Raw genomic sequence first — 18,839 nt, forward strand, 5'->3', positions numbered from 1 at the left:
ATTGCCAATGCTGATACAACTACAACGCCAGAAGGAACTCCGATTTCAATCCCTGTGATTGCAAATGATTTTGATCCTGATGGTGATACCATTTCTGTAACAGAAACTACAACACCGGGTAACGGAACAGTAACGCTGAATCCTGATGGAACAATTACTTATACGCCTAACCCTGGTTTCATTGGTGAGGATACATTCACTTACACCATTTGTGATGATGCGAATCCTGCACTTTGTGATACGGCTACGGTTACAGTAACTATTCAACCTACAGATTCTCCGAACACAACTAATGCTAATGATGATGCATTTTTTGCTTCAACGTGTGGAAGTCTTACAGGTAATGTATTTGTAAACGATAATGATATAGAAAGTGATACACAAACAATAACAACGACTACAGTAATAACTACCGAAGGTGTTACAGTTATTATTGATGCTAACACAGGTGAGTTCACTTACACTCCTATATCAGTAGACTTTATAGGAAATGATTCTTTTGTTTATAGTATTTGTGATAATAATGCTGACCAAGCTTGTGATCAAGCAACGGTTTATTTATCAATAACAGATTCTACGCCTCCAAGCATTATCAACTGTTCTATTAATGATGAAACTATTGAATGTGCTGGGGATGATAATGAAAGTCTTGCTACTGCGTGGAACGATGATAATATTGCTGCTTTAGAGCTTTGTGCTACCGATGCTTGTGATTCAACATTTAGTGGTCAAGTTACTTCAGACTATAATTTTGACAACTTAGTTTCAACATGTGGTGCTAGTGGTACAATTACTGTAACATATACTATTGCTGATGCAAACGACAATACAACAGAGCTTGTTGCAACGTTAACCATTGCAGATACTGTAGCTCCTACTCCAACAACTGACATTGAAGAGTCATTGCTAGCTAATTGTGAAAGCGTACCAGAAGTTCCTACAATTGAATTTACTGATAACTGCTCATCAAGTGTAAATGTTGTTTTTGAAGAAACAAGTTCATTTGATGAAAGCAATCCTTCAGATTACGAAATAGTAAGAACTTGGACTGTAAATGATGACTGCGATAACAGCGCAACTTACACACAAACAATTTCAGTTACATTAAACGATTTCATTACAACTCTTAATGAGAGAGCTTGTTCTGATGATGGAACAATCGACTTAAATGATTATTTAGAAAATGACCAAGTAGATGGAACCTGGACAATTACTCAAGGTAACGCAAACTTAGACGAGAGTACATTCAATCCTGAAAATGTAGAGTTAGGTAATTATATCTTTAGCTACACTAGCGCTAACAACGGTTGTTTAAATACTACTGAGGTTGTTATAGAAATTCATGATGAATGTATCGTTCTTCCTTGTGGAAAAGATGATGTAGTTATTTCAAAAGTTGTAACACCTAATGGTGATGCACAAAATGAATTCTTTACAATCACTGGAGTAGAAACTTGTGGATTTGTTGTCGACTTAAAAATATTCAACAGATGGGGAGCTAAAATCTACGAGAACTCTAATTACCAAAACAACTGGAATGGAACTTCTCATAAATCGTCTGTAGGCGGTGCAGATAAAGTACCAAACGGAACATACTACTATATTATTAACCTAAAAAACAGTGGATTGGCACCTATAGCGAAAGCGTTTTACGTAGGTTCTAAATAAACCCAATATATTATGAAGTCATTAAAATTAAAACTCATTATTTTTATACTGGCCAATAGCTGGATTGGAGTAGCACAACAGCTACCCCAATTCACACAGTATATGTATAATACAATCTCTATAAACCCTGCTTACGCTGGTAGTAGAGAAACTTTCAGCATTGTAGGTTTACATAGAAGTCAATGGGTTGGCGTAGAAGGTGCTCCTACTACACAAACATTATCTATGCATACCCCATTAAGAAACGATCGTATTGGTGTAGGTTTATCTTTTATCAATGATGAACTTGGTTATGAAAACTTCTCATATTTATATGGAGATTTCTCATATACACTTCCAATAGGTTTAAAGGCTAAATTAGCATTTGGTCTTAAAGGTGGTTTTACACAATACCATATTGATCAATCTATTTTGAATGACCCAACTGTTATTAACGATCAATTTTTTGATGATGTTTCTAATAGATGGAGTCCCAATATAGGTCTAGGACTTTATCTACACACCAACAAATGGTATGTTGGACTGTCTGCTCCTAGAGTTTTAAATACAGATTACAATAATGGCAGAAATGGAACTATCGATTACGTCGCTTTAGAACGTATTAGCTACTACGCAACCGGTGGTTATGTTTTCGATTTAAGTGCTACTACTAAATTTAAACCTGCTGTTTTACTTAAAGCAACAAACGGAGCGCCTTTATCTTTCGATATGACGGCTAACTTTTTGTTCAATGATAAATTTTGGTTAGGTGGTTCTTATAGAATTAACGAATCTGCTGCTGCTCTTGGCTTTATTACCGATTTACAAGTATCCAAACAAATGCGTATTGGTTATGCTTATGAGTATCCTCTATCAGAATTAAACACGTACACAAGTGGAACTCATGAGATCTTACTGATGTTCGAAGTCTTTAAAAGTAAACGTATTAAATCTCCTAGATTCTTCTAAAAAACATATTATGAAATCAAATTTATTACTAATTATATTTACTATTTACGGTTCTATAATGTTCGGCCAAGTAAAGCTAGCCGATAGGTTTTTTGATAACTATGGTTATGTAAAAGCAAGCGAACTATATCAAAAAGCTTTTGAAGACGGAGATGATAGCGAGCATGTTTTAACACGTTTAGGCGATTGTTATTACAACAATTCTAATTCGGAAAAAGCGGCCACTTGGTACGGGAAGGCTGTAAATAAATATGATGATATCTCATCACTATATCTATTTAAATATATTTCAACTTTAAAGAGTATTGGGCACTATGCTGAAGCTGATATTTGGTTGAAAAAATATTTACTACTTCAAAATGACGACACTAAAATTAGCGAAAACAATTCTGAAGATTTATTAAATTACGAAGAACTTAACACCGTTGATAAGTCGTTATATATTACAGTAGAGAACTTATCGATTAACTCAAAATTTTCAGATTTCGGTTCATTTGTACAAAACAACACACTATACTTCGCCTCTTCTAGAAGACTCGATGAAAACAAAAAATACGGTTGGAATAAAGAACCGTTTTTAGATATTTTTGAAGTTGCTGTTAAAGAAAAAGCTTATGAGTTAGAATTTGGCGCTCCGCATTTAATTAAAGCTTCTAAAGTAAATACAGATTACCATGAAGCGACTATTACTATTTCGAACGATGGTAAAACCATGTATTTTACTCGAGACAACGTAACAAAAAGGAACGAATTAAATTTTGACAAAAAAGGAACTACTCACCTAAAAATTTATAGAGCAAGCCTTATTGATGGCCAATGGTCGAACATTATAGAATTACCAATTAACGACGAAGTGTTTTCAACAGGACACCCTAGCTTAAGTGCTGACAATAAAAAATTATTTTTTGTATCAGATAGAGAAGGTGGTTTGGGACAAACTGATATTTATGAAGTTGATATTCTTGCAAACAATAAATTTAGCGAACCAAGGAACTTAGGACCGAGGATAAATACTGAAGGCCGAGAAATGTTCCCTTTTGTAAGTCAAGACAGTACATTCTATTTCTCTTCAGATGGTCGTTTAAATCTAGGATTGTTAGATATTTTTAAATCAAACATTATTAAAGACAGCCTATCTCTACCTCAAAATTTAGGTGCGCCTTACAATAGTGGTTATGATGATTTTGCTTATTTCGCAGATCCTTCTGATAAGAATAAACGTAGTTATTTCTCATCTAACAGACCTGGAGGAGTTGGTAATGATGATATTTACACAGTATATTCAAAAGTCTGTTTTCAAAACTTAACAGGTACTACCAGAGATAAAAACACCAATGATATTTTAGGCAACACCATTGTTAAACTTATAGATGAAACAGGAAAAATAATTGAAGAAGTAGTTACTGCTGAAAATGGAGCTTATGAATTTACTCTTGAGTGTAATAAAAACTATAGTCTTGTAGGAAGTAAACCAGGATATGTAGACGATAAAGCAAACTTTAATACAAGCGATAAAAATGAAATTGAAGTTGAACAAGATTTGTTTTTAGCTTCATTAGTTGTCGGAAATCAAATTGTTATTAAGCCTATCTTTTTTGATTTTAATAAATCGAACATTAGACTTGACGCTCAATACGAGTTAGAGAATATTGTAGATGTATTGAGAGCGAACCCAACCATGATTATAAAAATTGAATCGCATACGGATAGCCGAGGAAGAGATAAATACAACTTAAGCCTATCAGATAGGCGAGCAAAATCTACTAGAGATTATATACTTTCTAGAGGTATTAAACCAGAGCGTATAGAAAGTGCTATTGGTTATGGAGAAACACAATTACTGAACAAATGCAGTAATGGTGTTCGATGCACTCAAGAGGAGCATCAATTAAACAGACGATCTTATTTTTACATCTTGAAGAAATAAAATTACTCAACCATTCTTAAAAAATCACAAGCTTAATAGTTTGTGATTTTTTTTTGTTCATTAATTCAGGTTTCTATCAAACCAACAATGAAAATTACATGCTAGTATTTTCCAAATCTCGATATTACAAACTCTTAAATTTAAAGGGCTTTTTCTATATTGCATTAAGTTTCCAAAAATATGCTCAACCTCTTTATTAAATATAAACACCCCACTCCTATTTCTAACATATTATTCATTTTAATATGTGGAATAATAGCATTTAATAGTTCTGTTATAAATGCTCAAGAGCAAATTAATGAACCTCAACAAGTAGAGGCTCTTTTATTAAAATCGAAAGGACTAGCTCAAACAAATATTGATAGTTCTTATTTCTATGCTACAAAAGCTGCTGAAAAATCTAAACTAATTAATAGCGATACGTTGTTAGCAAAATCTAACTTACAACAAAGTAGTCTTCTTATTTTCAAAAAAGAGTTTTCTAAATCAGACTCTTTACTACAAGAAAATCTTACCAAGATTTTGCCAAAACACATTAAAGGGTTAACCATACACAACCTAGCAACTATACAATATTATAAACAAGATTTTCAAAAAGCATTAGAACTTTATGTGCAAGCTGCCGGAATTTTAGAGCAAACAAAAAAAACAGAGCAGCTTGTTAGCACATATTCTAACATTGGTACTATTAACGCTTCATTAAAGAACTATAAAAATGCTCAAATTTATTTAGAACGCGCTTTGGCTTTAAGTGATTTTGATGAAGTTGTAAAACTTCAAATTCTAGTTAATTTATGCAATATCTACTACAACGAAAAGCAGTTTAAAAAATATACCGAAAGTATTTTTAAAGCAGAAGAACTTGCTATTAAATATAACTCTAAAAATACATTATCTACTATTTATAATAATTTATCAATCTATTTTACAAACGATGGAGCAGATTATAATAAAGCAGTTTCTTATGGAAAAAAAGCCATTGCATTAAAAAAAGAACTTAATAGCACCAACACTCTCAACGTGACTTACAATAATATAGGTAATGCCTACCTGAAAAGACAAGAATATCAAAAAGCCATCAGTTTTTTAGACAGTGCTAGCATTGGTGCTCAAGGTCTTTTAAAATCTTACATATTCAATAATCTTAAAGAATCTTACCTCGGCTTAAAGCAATATAAAACAGCTTTACATTATGCCGATTTAAAGGATAAAATTAAAGATTCTATTACTAACCAAAAGCAAAAAGAAAGTGTAGCCGAACTAACAGAAAAGTACGAATCGGAGAAAAAAGAACAACGTATTAATATATTAGATACCGAAAACAAGCTACAAGCCCTTACTATTAAACAACAAAATTACCTACTTGCAGCCTTAGCTCTTTTTGTTTTACTTATAATCATTTTGGGTTATTTTGGATTTAAAAGTTACAAAATACAGCAACAACTAGACAAGGTTCTATTGCAACAACGCTTAAGAAAAATGCAATTAAACCCGCACTTTTTATTCAATGCTTTACAAAGTATTCAAAATTTTATTCATCAAAATGACAAAGAAAAATCGAGTTCATACCTTACTAGTTATTCGAAATTAATCAGGTTGGTTTTAGAAAAATCTGATGACGATTTCATTACCGTTGAAGATGATAAAGCAGCCATCGAATCTTATCTTTCTTTGCAACTACTTAATTACAACAATACGTTTTCATTCAAAATAAACATTGAAGAATCTGTAGATGAAGATTTTGATATGCTACCAACATTAATAACTCAACCCTTTGTTGAAAATGCCATATTGCATGGTTTGAAAAATAATGATAACGGTATTATTTCAGTAAAATACTATAAGCGAGATTCGATTTTACACGTTTCTATAACCGACAACGGAAAAGGTTTTGAAGCCAAAAAAGATGACTCTAACCGATTGCACAAATCTATGAGTATGGAAATTATAAAAGAACAATTAAAAAACCTCAACAAATCATCGGAAGACTTTAAGGGTGATATAGAAGTAACAACAACTTCCAACGGCACCGAAGTACTTTTAAGTTTTACAACAATGTAAATAGAGTATCTTTGTCTGCCTATGGAAACTATATCTTGTTTTATTGTAGAAGACGATCCGCAGGCCTTTGCCTATGCGTCGTCTATTATAGAAACCTATCAACACATAAAAATAGTTGGTACTTCTAATACAATTAAAGAAGCCGCAATGCTAATAAAAGAACTAAAGCCAGACTTTATCATTTTAGATGTTTTTCTAATTGATGGTAATGCTTTTGAGTTTCTACCTCTTTTTGATAGCATTGATTTTAAAATCATTTTTACAACCTCGTATGCTAAGTTTGCTATCGATGCTTTTAAGTTTAGTGCTTTAGATTACTTATTAAAACCATATGAAAAAAAAGATCTTATTCTGGCTATAGATAAAGTTGTGAGTGATCTTGAAAAAACAAATTACCAGCAGCAGTTAAGCACATTAATGCATAATATTTCTAGTAAAGAGCAATCTAAAAAGCTCATTTTAAAAACAACAGAAGCTATTCATGTTGTAGATATAAAGGATGTTTTATATGCAAAATCGGATAATAACTACACCTCTTTTCGACTAATAGATGGCAAAAGTATATTGGTATCTAAACCGCTTAAATCTTTTGATGAAAAGTTAAAAGAACATCGTTTTTTTCGTGTTCACCAAAGTTTTTTAATAAACTTAAATTACATTACCTCTTTTAATAAACGAAGTGAGGAAGTCGTTCTAAATGCAAACCATGCCATTCCAGTAGCTCAAAGTAGAAAAAAGAATTTACTTACTTACATTGATGAACTGTTTTAAACTTCATCCTTTTTTCACTTTTCAAAAAACACAAAACACAAAACACAAAACATCTAGAATTCTCTCTAAAACAACTCTATTTCTAAATGCTTTAAGGTGAATTCTCATTTATCTAAATTTTCATCTTTAATAAATTTACATTTACTTCTTAGAAACAAAAACACCCACACGCCCTCTACCCCATTGCTTTCTTACTGAAAAGGCATATTTCTAACAAAAAACAAAACAACTATTTAATTTTCCAAAAAATGAAAAAGACTATAACTGTATTTGCTCTAATTGCTATTTGCTCATTAATGCAATCTTGCTATGTAATGAAAAAATCTGATGATTTTTACAAAATAGAAACATCAACCCTAAACACACTTTACCTTATTGATATTTCGGGAAGTATGGAAGGTATAGATGAAGGCTCTGTTAAAGACCAAGTAATGCGCGAAGTTGGTGACACAGCAGGAAATCAAGTTAGTAAAATTATAGGTGGTAAATTCGGTAACTTGTTAGGTAAACAAGTTTCTAATGAAGCTACAAAACTGGGGGCCGTAAAACGTAAATTAATACCCGCTATTAAAGGGTTACCTGATGGTAAAAAATTCGTGGTTTTCACTTTTAGTGATAACGTCACAAAACAGTCTACAGAATTTAAAGTAGCCGATAATGTATCGAGAACGGCTTCTAACTTTTTTGTAAAAAACTTAAAAGCTAAAGGAGGTACAGATACGCTAGACGGCCTTTTAGAGGCTTTATCTATGGCAGATGTACAAGAAATAGTGTTAATGAGTGACGGTTTACCTAACAGTAGCCCTGAGACTGTATTGAACGAAGTACGTAAAGCGAATACAAAAAATATTATTATTCACTCTATAGCCTTTGGTGATGATGCCGATTTAAACTTCATGAAAACTTTAGCTGAAGAAAATAACGGTAACTTTATTACATCTAAAATATAACACCAAGATTTAGACTAAAAAAGTCATTCTATAAAACAAAAAAAGCCCTGTAAAATTAATTACTGGGCTTTTTTTTACTTTAAATTAACATACTATTCTATTAATTCAGGATGACTTAAAATCAATTCTATTTTTTTGATAATCACGGTAATTTGATTCATTTGTAATTCAATATTTCTAAAAAACAAGCTGATATCCCTATTTACCCAACTTTCTGAAATAACACGTGCGCCTAAACTAATTCGCAATACAGCACTTTGGAAATCATTACCATATTTTACATTCACGGCTTGACCGATATGACATTTTTGAGCTGCGAGCCTTATAATTTCTAAAGACGCATCTTTAAAATAATCGGATAAATCTGAATTTAATAAAATATAAAGTTTCTTAACATTCTCTACCGATAAGGCTTTATCGTTTTTAAGAATAAAGAAAGGAAAAATGGTACGTATATTTCGTATCCCAAACTCTTTACTATTATAAGCATTGGCATTTGGAAGCTCTCCGTATAGAGGTTCTAAAAAAGAAGCATCTTTTACAGAATCGTCTACAAAATCGCAAAACATTTCAATAGCCATATTCCGGTATAGCATAGGCGTTTTAAAATACCTTTCCATTTCTACTATGGAGGCATTCCAGCGCATGTAAGAGCCAAAATTATACCCATCTGGTAAATCTTGTGAGCAAAACCAAGATGCTGGCCATTCGGAACTATTATAGTATTGTGTTAAACCTTCTGGAAACTTATTTTTAGCAGATTGAATTGATTCACTAACACTTTCTGGTAAAATTAATGCTCCAGAATACGGAGGGCCAGTAAAATATTTACTTCCAGTGATGGTAACAATATAACCTTTGTTCAAATAGTTCTGCATGTCTTTAGGGTCTAATCTAAGTTGAGCAGCATCTACAATAACTTGTATCGATAAATTGTTTAGAGTATTTAATTTGGCCATCATCGCTTCACTAGGTGATTGATACCCTAGCTTAGAATGATCCATGGTATGTAAAACAACATGTCTACCCAATTCATTGGTTTTAGAAATGGCATTAAATATTTCATTATCTAATTGCTCAGTTGTTTTTAACGCACCATTTTCATCTCTTAAAGTAACTTTAATTAAATCGATATCTCTAAAACCTTCAATTCTATCCCCTTTGGTAACCGGATAATTTAAAGCTGTTGTATTTTCAAAATGGCAACCTTTTAATGCGCCAGGCACACCACTACCCGTTTCATCTGAAGCTACTAAAACATGAGTAATATCCTTATCGGAAATAATTTGAGTGATGGCAGCTATTTGAAGTGAAGAATCGGTTCCTGATGGCGAAAATATAATTTCACAGGCCTCATTCAACTTAAATATTCTTTTCAGTTTATCTTTTAATAATTCAGAAAACTCAATAGTAGTACCTTCAAAACCATTTTTCAGGCTATTACCTATTAGAATACTACGTGCTTTATCTGTTTTATCGAAAGCAAAATTAGAAACACTAGTTGCCGTGGAAGATGCAAAGGTAAAAGCATCAGGTCTTGGAAATGGTCGGCAACCGTATTTATTAAGCAAATCAATTTCATCTATATTTAATCTAAGATCACCACCTGCCATTAACAAAAACTCTGTTGGTTTTGCTAAATTTTCAACAATAGGTTTCCAAGATTCTTTATATATTTTATTGTTTGTATTTAAACCATGTAAAGTTTGCAGTCCACCATGTTCTATGGCCTCTTCTACACTTACCTTTTTATCATTCTTAATTAAATTTATTAAAAAATAACTAAGCGGTTCTAGTTTTTCTTTATCCTCTTTTGGTAATAGCTTATAAAAAATTCTAGCAACTTCAAGTGCTGCAATATCACATAAAACAGTATTACTTTTGTCTGTACCTAAAGCTTTATACCACAGTTGCCATTCAATAGCATATCTTAAATATACTAGAGCTAAAACGGGTTTACTTAAAAACAACGAACCTATTACAATCGACTTATTAGGCTCAATTTTAAATACATCTGGAGCACTGTTAGAGGTAATAATATTGATATTGTTTATTTTCGGGACTGTATTAAATCTTTTTAAAACATGAACCAGATAATTCACATTTTCTTTTTCAAACAAACTGGTTCTTTTATACTGATCTTCAATTAGTATATTATTCTTCATTGGTGGTTTAATTTAAAACGTTCTTAAAAACGTTGTTCTCGCAGAGCTCTCTATTTTTTTCTAATAACTCTCAAGATTTAATACTTGTTCTAGGACTTATAAAATATTAGAACGTTTAATCAATTTGGCGGCAAATATAAAGTGTTCCTTGTTAGGATTAAAAGATTTTCTTTATACAGTGAAAATCAATTATTATATTAGAATTACCTAGATGCGTAATGTATGAAAATCTCATCTAATTTTGGAGCCACTTTATTAATTTTTGACAAAAAGCATGCAACTTTATCTATTAAAACTCCACAACCTACACTTTGACTAAACACACGTATTGTGCCATTAAATAACACTTAGTTATTATTGATTTTTTTAATTCAGGTTTTAATCAATTCCAATGATTTAAAATTATTCTGACTAAATATTGTGACTTTTCACATCTTTTAGAGTCTAAATAATAGACGCCCTAAAAAATAGTTTAAAAGTTTTGTAACATTTATTGATATATAAACGTATAACTATTGAATACCTTAACAAAGAACCTAAACAACATACTTTATAATGAGACAACTTAAAATTACCAAGCAGGTTACCAATAGAGAGACCGCATCGCTGGATAAATATCTTCAAGAAATTGGAAAGGTTGATTTAATTACTGCAGACGAAGAGGTTGAATTAGCACAACGTATTAAAGCGGGAGATCAAGTCGCTTTAGAGAAGTTAACAAAAGCTAATTTACGTTTCGTTGTATCGGTTGCTAAACAATACCAAAACCAAGGACTTACATTACCAGATTTAATTAACGAAGGTAATTTAGGTTTAATTAAAGCCGCACAACGTTTTGATGAAACGCGTGGTTTTAAATTTATCTCTTATGCTGTATGGTGGATTCGTCAATCTATTCTTCAGGCATTAGCAGAGCAATCTCGTATTGTGCGTTTACCTTTGAATAAAATTGGTTCTATTAACAAGATTAATAAAACATTTGCCTTTTTAGAGCAAAGTCATGAACGCCCACCTTCTGCTGAAGAAATTGCAAAAGAATTGGATATGACGATTAACGATGTTAAGGAGTCTATGAAAAACTCTGGACGTCACGTAAGTATGGATGCACCTTTAGTTGAAGGTGAAGATTCTAACTTATATGATGTATTAAACTCAGGAGAGTCTCCAAATCCAGATCGTGAATTATTACACGAATCTTTACGTACAGAAATTGAGCGTGCTTTAGAAACATTAACACCTCGTGAAGCAGATGTTATTCGTTTATACTTTGGTTTAGGAAACCAACACCCAATGACTTTAGAAGAAATTGGAGAAACTTTCGATCTAACACGTGAGCGTGTACGTCAAATTAAAGAAAAAGCTATTCGTAGATTAAAACATACGTCTAGAAGTAAAATATTAAAAACATATTTAGGTTAGTAATTATATATTATTACGACTAAATTACAACTACAAACAGTTACAAAAATAACTGTTCGTTTTTTGATTGATGAAAGAACCCACGGCTGATTACCGTGGGTTTATTCATTTTAAACCTTTCTATCTTTTTATCCGTAAGCCTTTTAACTAAAACTTAATAATCTTATATTTGGCAAATGTTAAAAACCATTTGCTACACAAGTACTGTAAAACCCTCACTTAGTCTTTTAGAGTTTGAAGCTTTATTCAACGAAACTCAAACCAGAAACGATAGAAATAACATTACAGGCGTTTTGGTAAAGAAAGACAATCTGTTTTTTCAAATAATAGAAGGGCATCCCGAAGTTATTGACTCGCTTTTTGTACAAATAAAAAAGGATTCTAGACACTCTAAGATTTCTGAACTATTAAACGCCTCCATTTCTGAGCTCAGTTTTAAGGCCTTCGATACCGGATACACAGTTATCGAAGATATAGACACGCTGTATGGTTTACAACTTTATGTAGCAGCCTTAGAGCAAAATAATATTGAAAACAGCAGCCTCTTCTTGCAAATTATTGAAGACCTATTAACGGTCAACTAATAAAAATCCTTAGCTTTGCGGAAATAACACAAAACGAACACGAATGTCTTCTAAATTAATTGCTCCTTCAATGCTTGCTGCCGATTTCGGTAACTTACAACGCGATACAGAAATGGTTAATAACAGTGATGCCGATTGGTTTCACATTGATGTTATGGATGGTCATTTTGTACCAAACATTTCATACGGAATGCCAGTAATTGCAGCTATTAAAAAGCATGCTACAAAGCCTTTAGATGTACATTTAATGATTGAAAAGCCGGAACGTTATATTGAAGAATTTGCTAAAGTTGGTGCAGATATAATTACAGTACACCACGAATCTACAGTGCACTTACACCGTACGCTTACTCAAATTGAAGACGCAGGCTGTAAGGCTGGTGTTGTTTTAAACTTAACAACACCTATTTCTGTGCTAGAAGATATTTTACCAAAATGCTATATGGTTTTACTAATGTCTATAAACCCTGGTTTTGGAGGGCAAAAGTTTGAAGACATGACATACAATCGGGTAAAAAAACTTCGTAAAATGATTACTGAACAAGGTTTAAATACCCGAATTGAAATTGATGGTGGTGTTACCGATAAAAATATTCAAAAATTAGTTGAAGCTGGCGCTGATGTATTTGTAGCTGGAAGTCACGTTTTTAAAAGTGATAACCAAGTAGCAACCATTAAGCAATTAAAGGCCTTAGCTAATTCTTAAAATTCTCTAATAAAATAGTTTAATAAATCGGTTGTGGTAACAATGCCCACTAAGTCACCTTTGTCGACTACTGGTAGCGCATGAAATTCTCTATTTGCTAAAATTAAAGCAACATCTTTAATGCTAGTTTCCGGAGCTACCGTTACTACATTTTTTACCATAACCTGTTCTATTGTAAAACTATTAAGCACAACAGAATCTAAACCAACATTATCATTTCCTGCAACTTCAGGGATGCTAATACGCATTAAATCGGTATAACTAAGCATACCTATAATGCATTCTCCTGCAACTACGGGAATGTGTTTAATTCTATGTCTATTAAATAGCATTTCTGCTCGTTTTAAATCGTCTGAACGGGTTAAACCTATAATTGTTTTGGTCATTATAGAAGAAACTGGAATGTGCTCTCTCATGGCTTTCTGTTTTAATTACTAGAGTAAATTTACAGAACAACATGTGTTTATTTTATGACATTTATCACTTATGGTAAAGGAGTTATTCCGAAGGGAAAAATAAATGCTTTATCAATACAACCATTCGTCCTTATTCTACCTAATACCGGCGTACAAATATCTTTTTTAAATTAAATATTATAAGCGAATATTAGTAGCTGGGAAAATTAAAATTCAGCATTTGCCGAACCTTATAATAAACTACCGGAAATTGCTTTCTAAATGCCAGAGGCGTTTCAATAAAGGTTTCTAAAATAACGGCAAGCAGCTCAAAATCGTTTGTAAAAGCGTAGTCTCTTAGATATTCTGAAGTTATTAATCTATTTTTTAAAAATTCATCCTCAGCTATCAAGCTTCTTAACTCATTAAAAGTATCAATAAATATAATAGAATTGATATCCTCTTGATAAATACTATTAAAGTGAATGGCGTGAGCAAATTCGTGAATTCCTAAATTTAATTTATCATCTTCAATACGGTAACCATCAATAAAACTATCCCATGATAAAACTAATGTTTTAAGCCTTGTATTAAACTCCCCTTTGTGATACTGCTTATTTAATTGAGAATAATATTGGGTTGGGTAGATAATTATATGTTCAACAGCCTCAATCATAAAATCTCTAAAACCAAAGGTTAACATCACAGCTGTAGCTGAAACTAAAACCTGCACTTGTTCGGAAATTAAAAAACCTTCTTTTCCAATGAATTGCTTTTTATCTATAAATGATGCTACACGATGCCTGAAATACAACTTGTTTTTTTCATCGAGCCTTTTATAAAAAGTGAATTGTTCTTCTAAAATTCGAATTTGCTCAGGTTTCATTTTTTTTATAAAAACATATAAATGAATAAAGGCAGGACGCTTAGTAAAGAACGTATACATCATCTCCAAACCATCAACGATGGACATAACAACACGTTTTATAAACACGAAAACCATAAAAATCACGACACCAACCAGAATAGTAACAACTATAGTCCCGATGTAGTACTTATCATTTTGAGTTAAAAAGATCATTTGAAAGCTAAAGGTTAAAATTAGATAGTAAGGGCTGTGTAATATAGCATTTTTAAATAATCTAAAAACACTTACGATAGTTGTTTGCACATACATTTTGAATTCCTTTCTTCAATGCGCTTATTATCGATAATAACCGTTTATTTAAAAGTATATAAATTCACTTTTTTCATTCCTAAAAAACAAAAAATTAATAAAGAAGAAACTTCATCCACAAAAAAAAAGCTCTTTAAACTAAATGTTTAAAGAGCTTTTAAAGACTGTGACCGCGAAGGGATTCGAATTATACATTTTATTCAATTTCGTTAAAACCTCAAATACACCATAAACACCACATAAACAGCAACTAACAATTAAATCGATTGAAAACAGTTGAAAACAATTGAACATAATCGTACCATTTATCGTACCAATTTTATAAATTTGTGCAACTTGAGTAAATACACAGATTATGGCAAAGATAAATTTTTTATATCGTGGTAAAAAAGAAACCGGTAAACTATCAATACGATTAATTCATAGTAAAGAAATTGATATAAGAATTTCTACACCGATAACATCAAAAAAAGAATACTGGTTTAAGCGAACTACCAAAAACAATAAAACCAAAACAGTACATAAAAAATTAAGTGAATTAGCTAATAGTACTAGTGATCAAAAAAATCATAAAAAACTATTAGAAACCATTCAAACAGATATTTTAACCGCCTTTTCAGAAGATTACAATAATGGGGTAACTATTACGCCCGACTGGTTAAAAAATCAAATTGATGAACATACAGAAATACTTAACACTAAGGAAAAAATAAAAGAAGTAGCTGACAAACAAAAAGCGGCACAAGAAAAAGAAACCCAGCGCAAAGCATTTATTGAAAATGAAAATCTGTTATTAACAGCTATTGAAAAAATGTTTATCAAATATGCCACTAATAGCCGCGAATTAAAAAAGTATAAAGTAACTCATAGCCTTATTACAAAATACCAGGAACACAAAAAGAAAAAAATCACTACTCAAGATGTAGGACAAGCATTTGCAGACCTTTTTAAAAATTGGGCTTTATTAGATATGAAATATTCAAAGTCTTATATAAATGCACAACTAAAAAAAATGAGGGCTTCCGTTTTATATGCTTATCAAAATGATGAACACGATATAATAAAAATTAGTAAAACGCTTACTTCTTTTAGTTTCTTTAAACTTGAGAAAAAAGATAAAATTGTAATTACTCTTAATTATGATGAACTGGATAAAATAGACAGAAAAACAATAAACGATCCACAGTTATTAGATGCTAAAAAAGCAATTTTAATAGGTTGTGAAACTGGTTTAAGATATTCAGATATGAATAAGCTAATAGATGCTAATATTAAAAATGTAGATGGTGTAAATTATTGGAAATTCAGAACCGAGAAAACAGATGCTATTGTACAAATAACCATAACGGATAGAATAACGTATTTAATAGATAAATATGGCCTACCTAAAACAGACTATCCAAACAACGGCGTAAAGCTAAATAAGGACATTAAAAACGTGTGTGAATTGGCAGAAATAGACGAAAAAATAAAAGGTAGCAAAGCAAAAGTAATTGTTGTTAAGGGTAAAAAAGAAATTCGAAATACTACGGAACACCACTCAAAACACAAACTAATAACAACCCGAACTTTTAGACGTTCATTTGCCACTAATTACTATGGTAAAATAGATACTTCTTTAATTAGGGCTATAACCGGACATTCAACAGAAGCACAACTTAGAGCATATATAAATGTTAATGATGAAACCAATATTCTAAGATCAAAAGAACAAATTGACAAATTCCATCAAGAAAGAGAAAAACAGAAAAAAGAAACACAATTTACAGTAATTAAAAACGCATCAAATCAATAGTAATGAACGACGAAAACAGAAACGCTTACAACAATTATATAAGGCTTATTGATAGAGCTGGACTTGTAAAACATAAAGTTTACGATCACATCATTAATGAGTTAAGTGATTTAGATTTTTTAGAACTTCAATTAGGTAAGTATAAACCAATATTCATAAAAGCAATAAAAGATAATCTACCAAAATTTGAAAGCATAGTAAATACAGAAATTGAAGATAATAATTATGATAAAATTAAAGTAGATGCAATCCTAAATCAAAAGCAAAAGGCTGAAAGTTTAGTTAATTCAATTGTGGAGTTTTCCGTTGACAATGCAAACATATTTCAGAAAACAAATGAAGAGTTTGAAAGTTATTTTAAGAGCTTATACAATAACATAAGCAACCAATACAAAGGTAAAAATAGAGAGTTTTTACAAAGGAAAATGGATGAAATAACAAAAGCTTTGCACGATGCAAAACACAATTATACCGTTAGTGAGTTTGCAGAAAATCATATTTTAGATTTAGAAGATTTAAGAGGGGAAATTGAAACCGAAATACAAAATAGTTTTAAAGTAGATGCTAAAAAAGTAGCAAATGAAAAAAGACCAGGACGCCCTAAGGTCAAACTAAAACCTTTTAAGGAATGCATTATACCTAAATGGAATGAAAAAGGTATTGAAGTGTTTGAAGCATTTATAAAGCAAGATTTTAAAAAATACGGTTCGGAATTTATAGATGGTAGTAAGCAAAATTTAAACCTACTTACTTATGCTTTATTAGATTTAAAAGTTATAAAAGTACGAACTAAAAAAAATCAACTTTCAATTGTTGCTAAATTAATTTTAGGGGATTCTTTCGAATGCACTCATTCAGATTTTACAAATTTCAATAACCTAAAAGATTCTTATAAAAACATACCTGTTTATGTAGAAGTAACGAGTAAATTAAAAGAAATAACAGAAAAACTAAAAACTTATGAGTTGTCTTAATTATTAAAACAATTAGCACAATTAAAACAACTATAAACAATTGAAAACCAATTAAATAACTCTAATTGTGCAATAAATTTGTAATTGAAAATAATATAAATTATAAATTCAATTACTATGCAAACTTCAATTCAATTACAATTACCGGACAGTCTATCTGTAAAATTAGATAGCTTACTACAAGAGGTTAAAGACCTTAAAAACAACTTCCAACAGCCAGCAGTAACAAAATATCTTACTAGACATCAAGTTGCTGAAATGTTATCGGTCGATATTTCAACCGTTCACAATATGACTGTTAAGGGTATATTGACTAAATATCAAATATCGGGGCGTGTACTATATAAGCTTCAAGAAATCGAAGCAAGTATTATAAAGCTAAATAAATAAGGGTTTAAGATATGACAAATCAAATCAAAAACCCTAATATCTTGAATAACGGTGCAGACGTTAAAGATAGTGATATTCAAACAAATACCCAACCGTTAGTACCGTTTAATAAAGTATTAAGGATTAGTACGTCTTATTACTTAGAACATAAAGGCGAACTAATTAACACGAATGAACAGTGTATCAAAAACGACTATGGAAAAGATGCTCCTAAAAAAGTTCGTAAATATTTCGGATGGAAAAACGAACCAGATCACACCAACCATCAAACAAACTTTAATGGTTATTATAATCGATACAAAAAACTACCGTGGACACCTGAAAAAGGAACGTGGGACAGTATAGAAAAAATGCTATCACATATTTTTAAAGGAGATCATTACAATATGATCTTAACTTATTTATATGTAGCCTATTGCCACCCTAAGCACCCATTACCAGTAATTGGCTTAGTAGGAGGTAAAAACACTGGAAAATCGAAATTTCTTGAGCTAATCTTAAATATGTTTAGCCCAAATTCAGTTGTAATTGATCCCGAAGACCTAGCAAAAGATTATAATGATATTTATGTTGATAAGCTATTCGCTCTAATAGATGAAAAAACAGAAATAGGAAAAGAGGGAAAGCAGATGCAGAGAATGAAAAAGCTTATTACTGGAGGAACGCAAACTCTAAACGTTAAGTTTAAATCGACTACTCAAATTAATTGTTTTCTAAAAATTATTATGGCTTCAAACGAAACTGAAGATATGCTAAAACTTGAAAGCGAAAATACAAGGTTTTGGATTGTTGAGGTACAGAAATTAAAAAGCGATGACTTTGATATTTTAGAAAAGGCAATTAAAGAAGTACCAGCGTTTTTTTATTATTTAGTTAATGAATATAAACCAATTGAGAGAGCCAGCCGAT

The 18,839-nt window shown here is 31.3% G+C and carries 16 protein-coding genes; 13 read left to right on the forward strand and 3 right to left on the reverse strand.

Features of this window, described 5'->3' with window-relative positions:
• From BM246_RS19455 to BM246_RS19480, 6 genes are all read left to right on the forward strand, one after another.
• Positions 1 to 1,668: Ig-like domain-containing protein (locus BM246_RS19455; protein WP_139221943.1), on the forward strand; the 1,668-nt coding region annotated here is incomplete at its 5' end.
• A gap of 12 nt (positions 1,669 to 1,680) precedes the next feature.
• The gene (locus tag BM246_RS19460) at positions 1,681 to 2,616 is read left to right on the forward strand and encodes a PorP/SprF family type IX secretion system membrane protein (RefSeq protein ID WP_074940631.1); all 936 of its coding nucleotides are present in this window, start codon (positions 1,681 to 1,683) and stop codon (positions 2,614 to 2,616) included.
• A gap of 10 nt (positions 2,617 to 2,626) precedes the next feature.
• Positions 2,627 to 4,543, forward strand: coding sequence for an OmpA family protein (locus tag BM246_RS19465; protein ID WP_042497115.1), 1,917 nt, complete (start codon positions 2,627 to 2,629; stop codon positions 4,541 to 4,543).
• Positions 4,544 to 4,723: 180 nt separating this feature from the next.
• Complete coding sequence (locus BM246_RS19470) at positions 4,724 to 6,604, forward strand: tetratricopeptide repeat-containing sensor histidine kinase (protein WP_042497112.1); 1,881 nt, start codon at positions 4,724 to 4,726, stop codon at positions 6,602 to 6,604.
• A gap of 21 nt (positions 6,605 to 6,625) precedes the next feature.
• Positions 6,626 to 7,375, forward strand: a complete 750-nt coding sequence (locus BM246_RS19475; protein WP_074940634.1) for a LytR/AlgR family response regulator transcription factor — start codon at positions 6,626 to 6,628, stop codon at positions 7,373 to 7,375.
• 248 nt (positions 7,376 to 7,623) lie between these two features.
• Positions 7,624 to 8,325, forward strand: coding sequence for a VWA domain-containing protein (locus BM246_RS19480; protein WP_083415869.1), 702 nt, complete (start codon positions 7,624 to 7,626; stop codon positions 8,323 to 8,325).
• A 92-nt stretch (positions 8,326 to 8,417) separates the two neighbouring features.
• Here the strand turns inward: BM246_RS19480 and BM246_RS19485 are convergent, their stop codons facing one another.
• Positions 8,418 to 10,490, reverse strand: coding sequence for a hypothetical protein (locus tag BM246_RS19485; protein ID WP_074940640.1), 2,073 nt, complete (start codon positions 10,488 to 10,490; stop codon positions 8,418 to 8,420).
• A 555-nt stretch (positions 10,491 to 11,045) separates the two neighbouring features.
• Here BM246_RS19485 and BM246_RS19490 point away from each other — a divergent pair.
• The 3 genes from BM246_RS19490 to rpe all read left to right on the forward strand — a co-directional run bounded on the left by BM246_RS19490 (position 11,046) and on the right by rpe (position 13,199).
• Positions 11,046 to 11,909, forward strand: coding sequence for a sigma-70 family RNA polymerase sigma factor (locus BM246_RS19490; protein ID WP_042497104.1), 864 nt, complete (start codon positions 11,046 to 11,048; stop codon positions 11,907 to 11,909).
• 176 nt (positions 11,910 to 12,085) lie between these two features.
• Positions 12,086 to 12,493 (forward strand): BLUF domain-containing protein, encoded by a 408-nt coding sequence (locus tag BM246_RS19495; protein WP_052415295.1) that lies wholly within the window; start codon positions 12,086 to 12,088, stop codon positions 12,491 to 12,493.
• Between the two features lie 43 nt (positions 12,494 to 12,536).
• Entirely contained in the window at positions 12,537 to 13,199 is a 663-nt protein-coding gene (gene rpe / locus BM246_RS19500; protein WP_074940644.1) for a ribulose-phosphate 3-epimerase, read from the forward strand.
• On the opposite strand, the gene BM246_RS19505 is transcribed toward rpe, so the two are convergent.
• Positions 13,196 to 13,615 carry a CBS domain-containing protein gene (locus tag BM246_RS19505; protein WP_042497101.1) on the reverse strand — a complete coding sequence of 140 codons (420 nt, stop codon included), beginning with the start codon at positions 13,613 to 13,615 and terminating at the stop codon, positions 13,196 to 13,198. The genes rpe and BM246_RS19505 overlap by 4 nt on opposite strands.
• Positions 13,616 to 13,805: 190 nt before the next feature.
• Positions 13,806 to 14,675: a zinc-dependent peptidase gene (locus BM246_RS19510; RefSeq protein ID WP_074940659.1), complete on the reverse strand. Its 870-nt coding sequence runs from the start codon at positions 14,673 to 14,675 to the stop codon at positions 13,806 to 13,808.
• Positions 14,676 to 15,126: 451 nt separating this feature from the next.
• Here BM246_RS19510 and BM246_RS19515 point away from each other — a divergent pair, with 451 nt between their 5' ends.
• The 4 genes from BM246_RS19515 to BM246_RS19530 all read left to right on the forward strand — a co-directional run.
• The gene (locus tag BM246_RS19515) at positions 15,127 to 16,566 is read left to right on the forward strand and encodes a tyrosine-type recombinase/integrase (protein WP_074940647.1); all 1,440 of its coding nucleotides are present in this window, start codon (positions 15,127 to 15,129) and stop codon (positions 16,564 to 16,566) included.
• Positions 16,567 to 16,568: 2 nt separating this feature from the next.
• Positions 16,569 to 17,540, forward strand: coding sequence for a hypothetical protein (locus BM246_RS19520; protein WP_074940650.1), 972 nt, complete (start codon positions 16,569 to 16,571; stop codon positions 17,538 to 17,540).
• Positions 17,541 to 17,657: 117 nt separating this feature from the next.
• Positions 17,658 to 17,930, forward strand: coding sequence for a helix-turn-helix domain-containing protein (locus BM246_RS20055; protein WP_074940653.1), 273 nt, complete (start codon positions 17,658 to 17,660; stop codon positions 17,928 to 17,930).
• 11 nt (positions 17,931 to 17,941) lie between these two features.
• Positions 17,942 to 18,839: primase-helicase family protein (locus BM246_RS19530; RefSeq protein WP_074940656.1), on the forward strand; the 898-nt coding region annotated here is incomplete at its 3' end.

This window comes from Algibacter lectus (assembly GCF_900112395.1).
GTDB lineage: Bacteria > Bacteroidota > Bacteroidia > Flavobacteriales > Flavobacteriaceae > Algibacter > Algibacter lectus.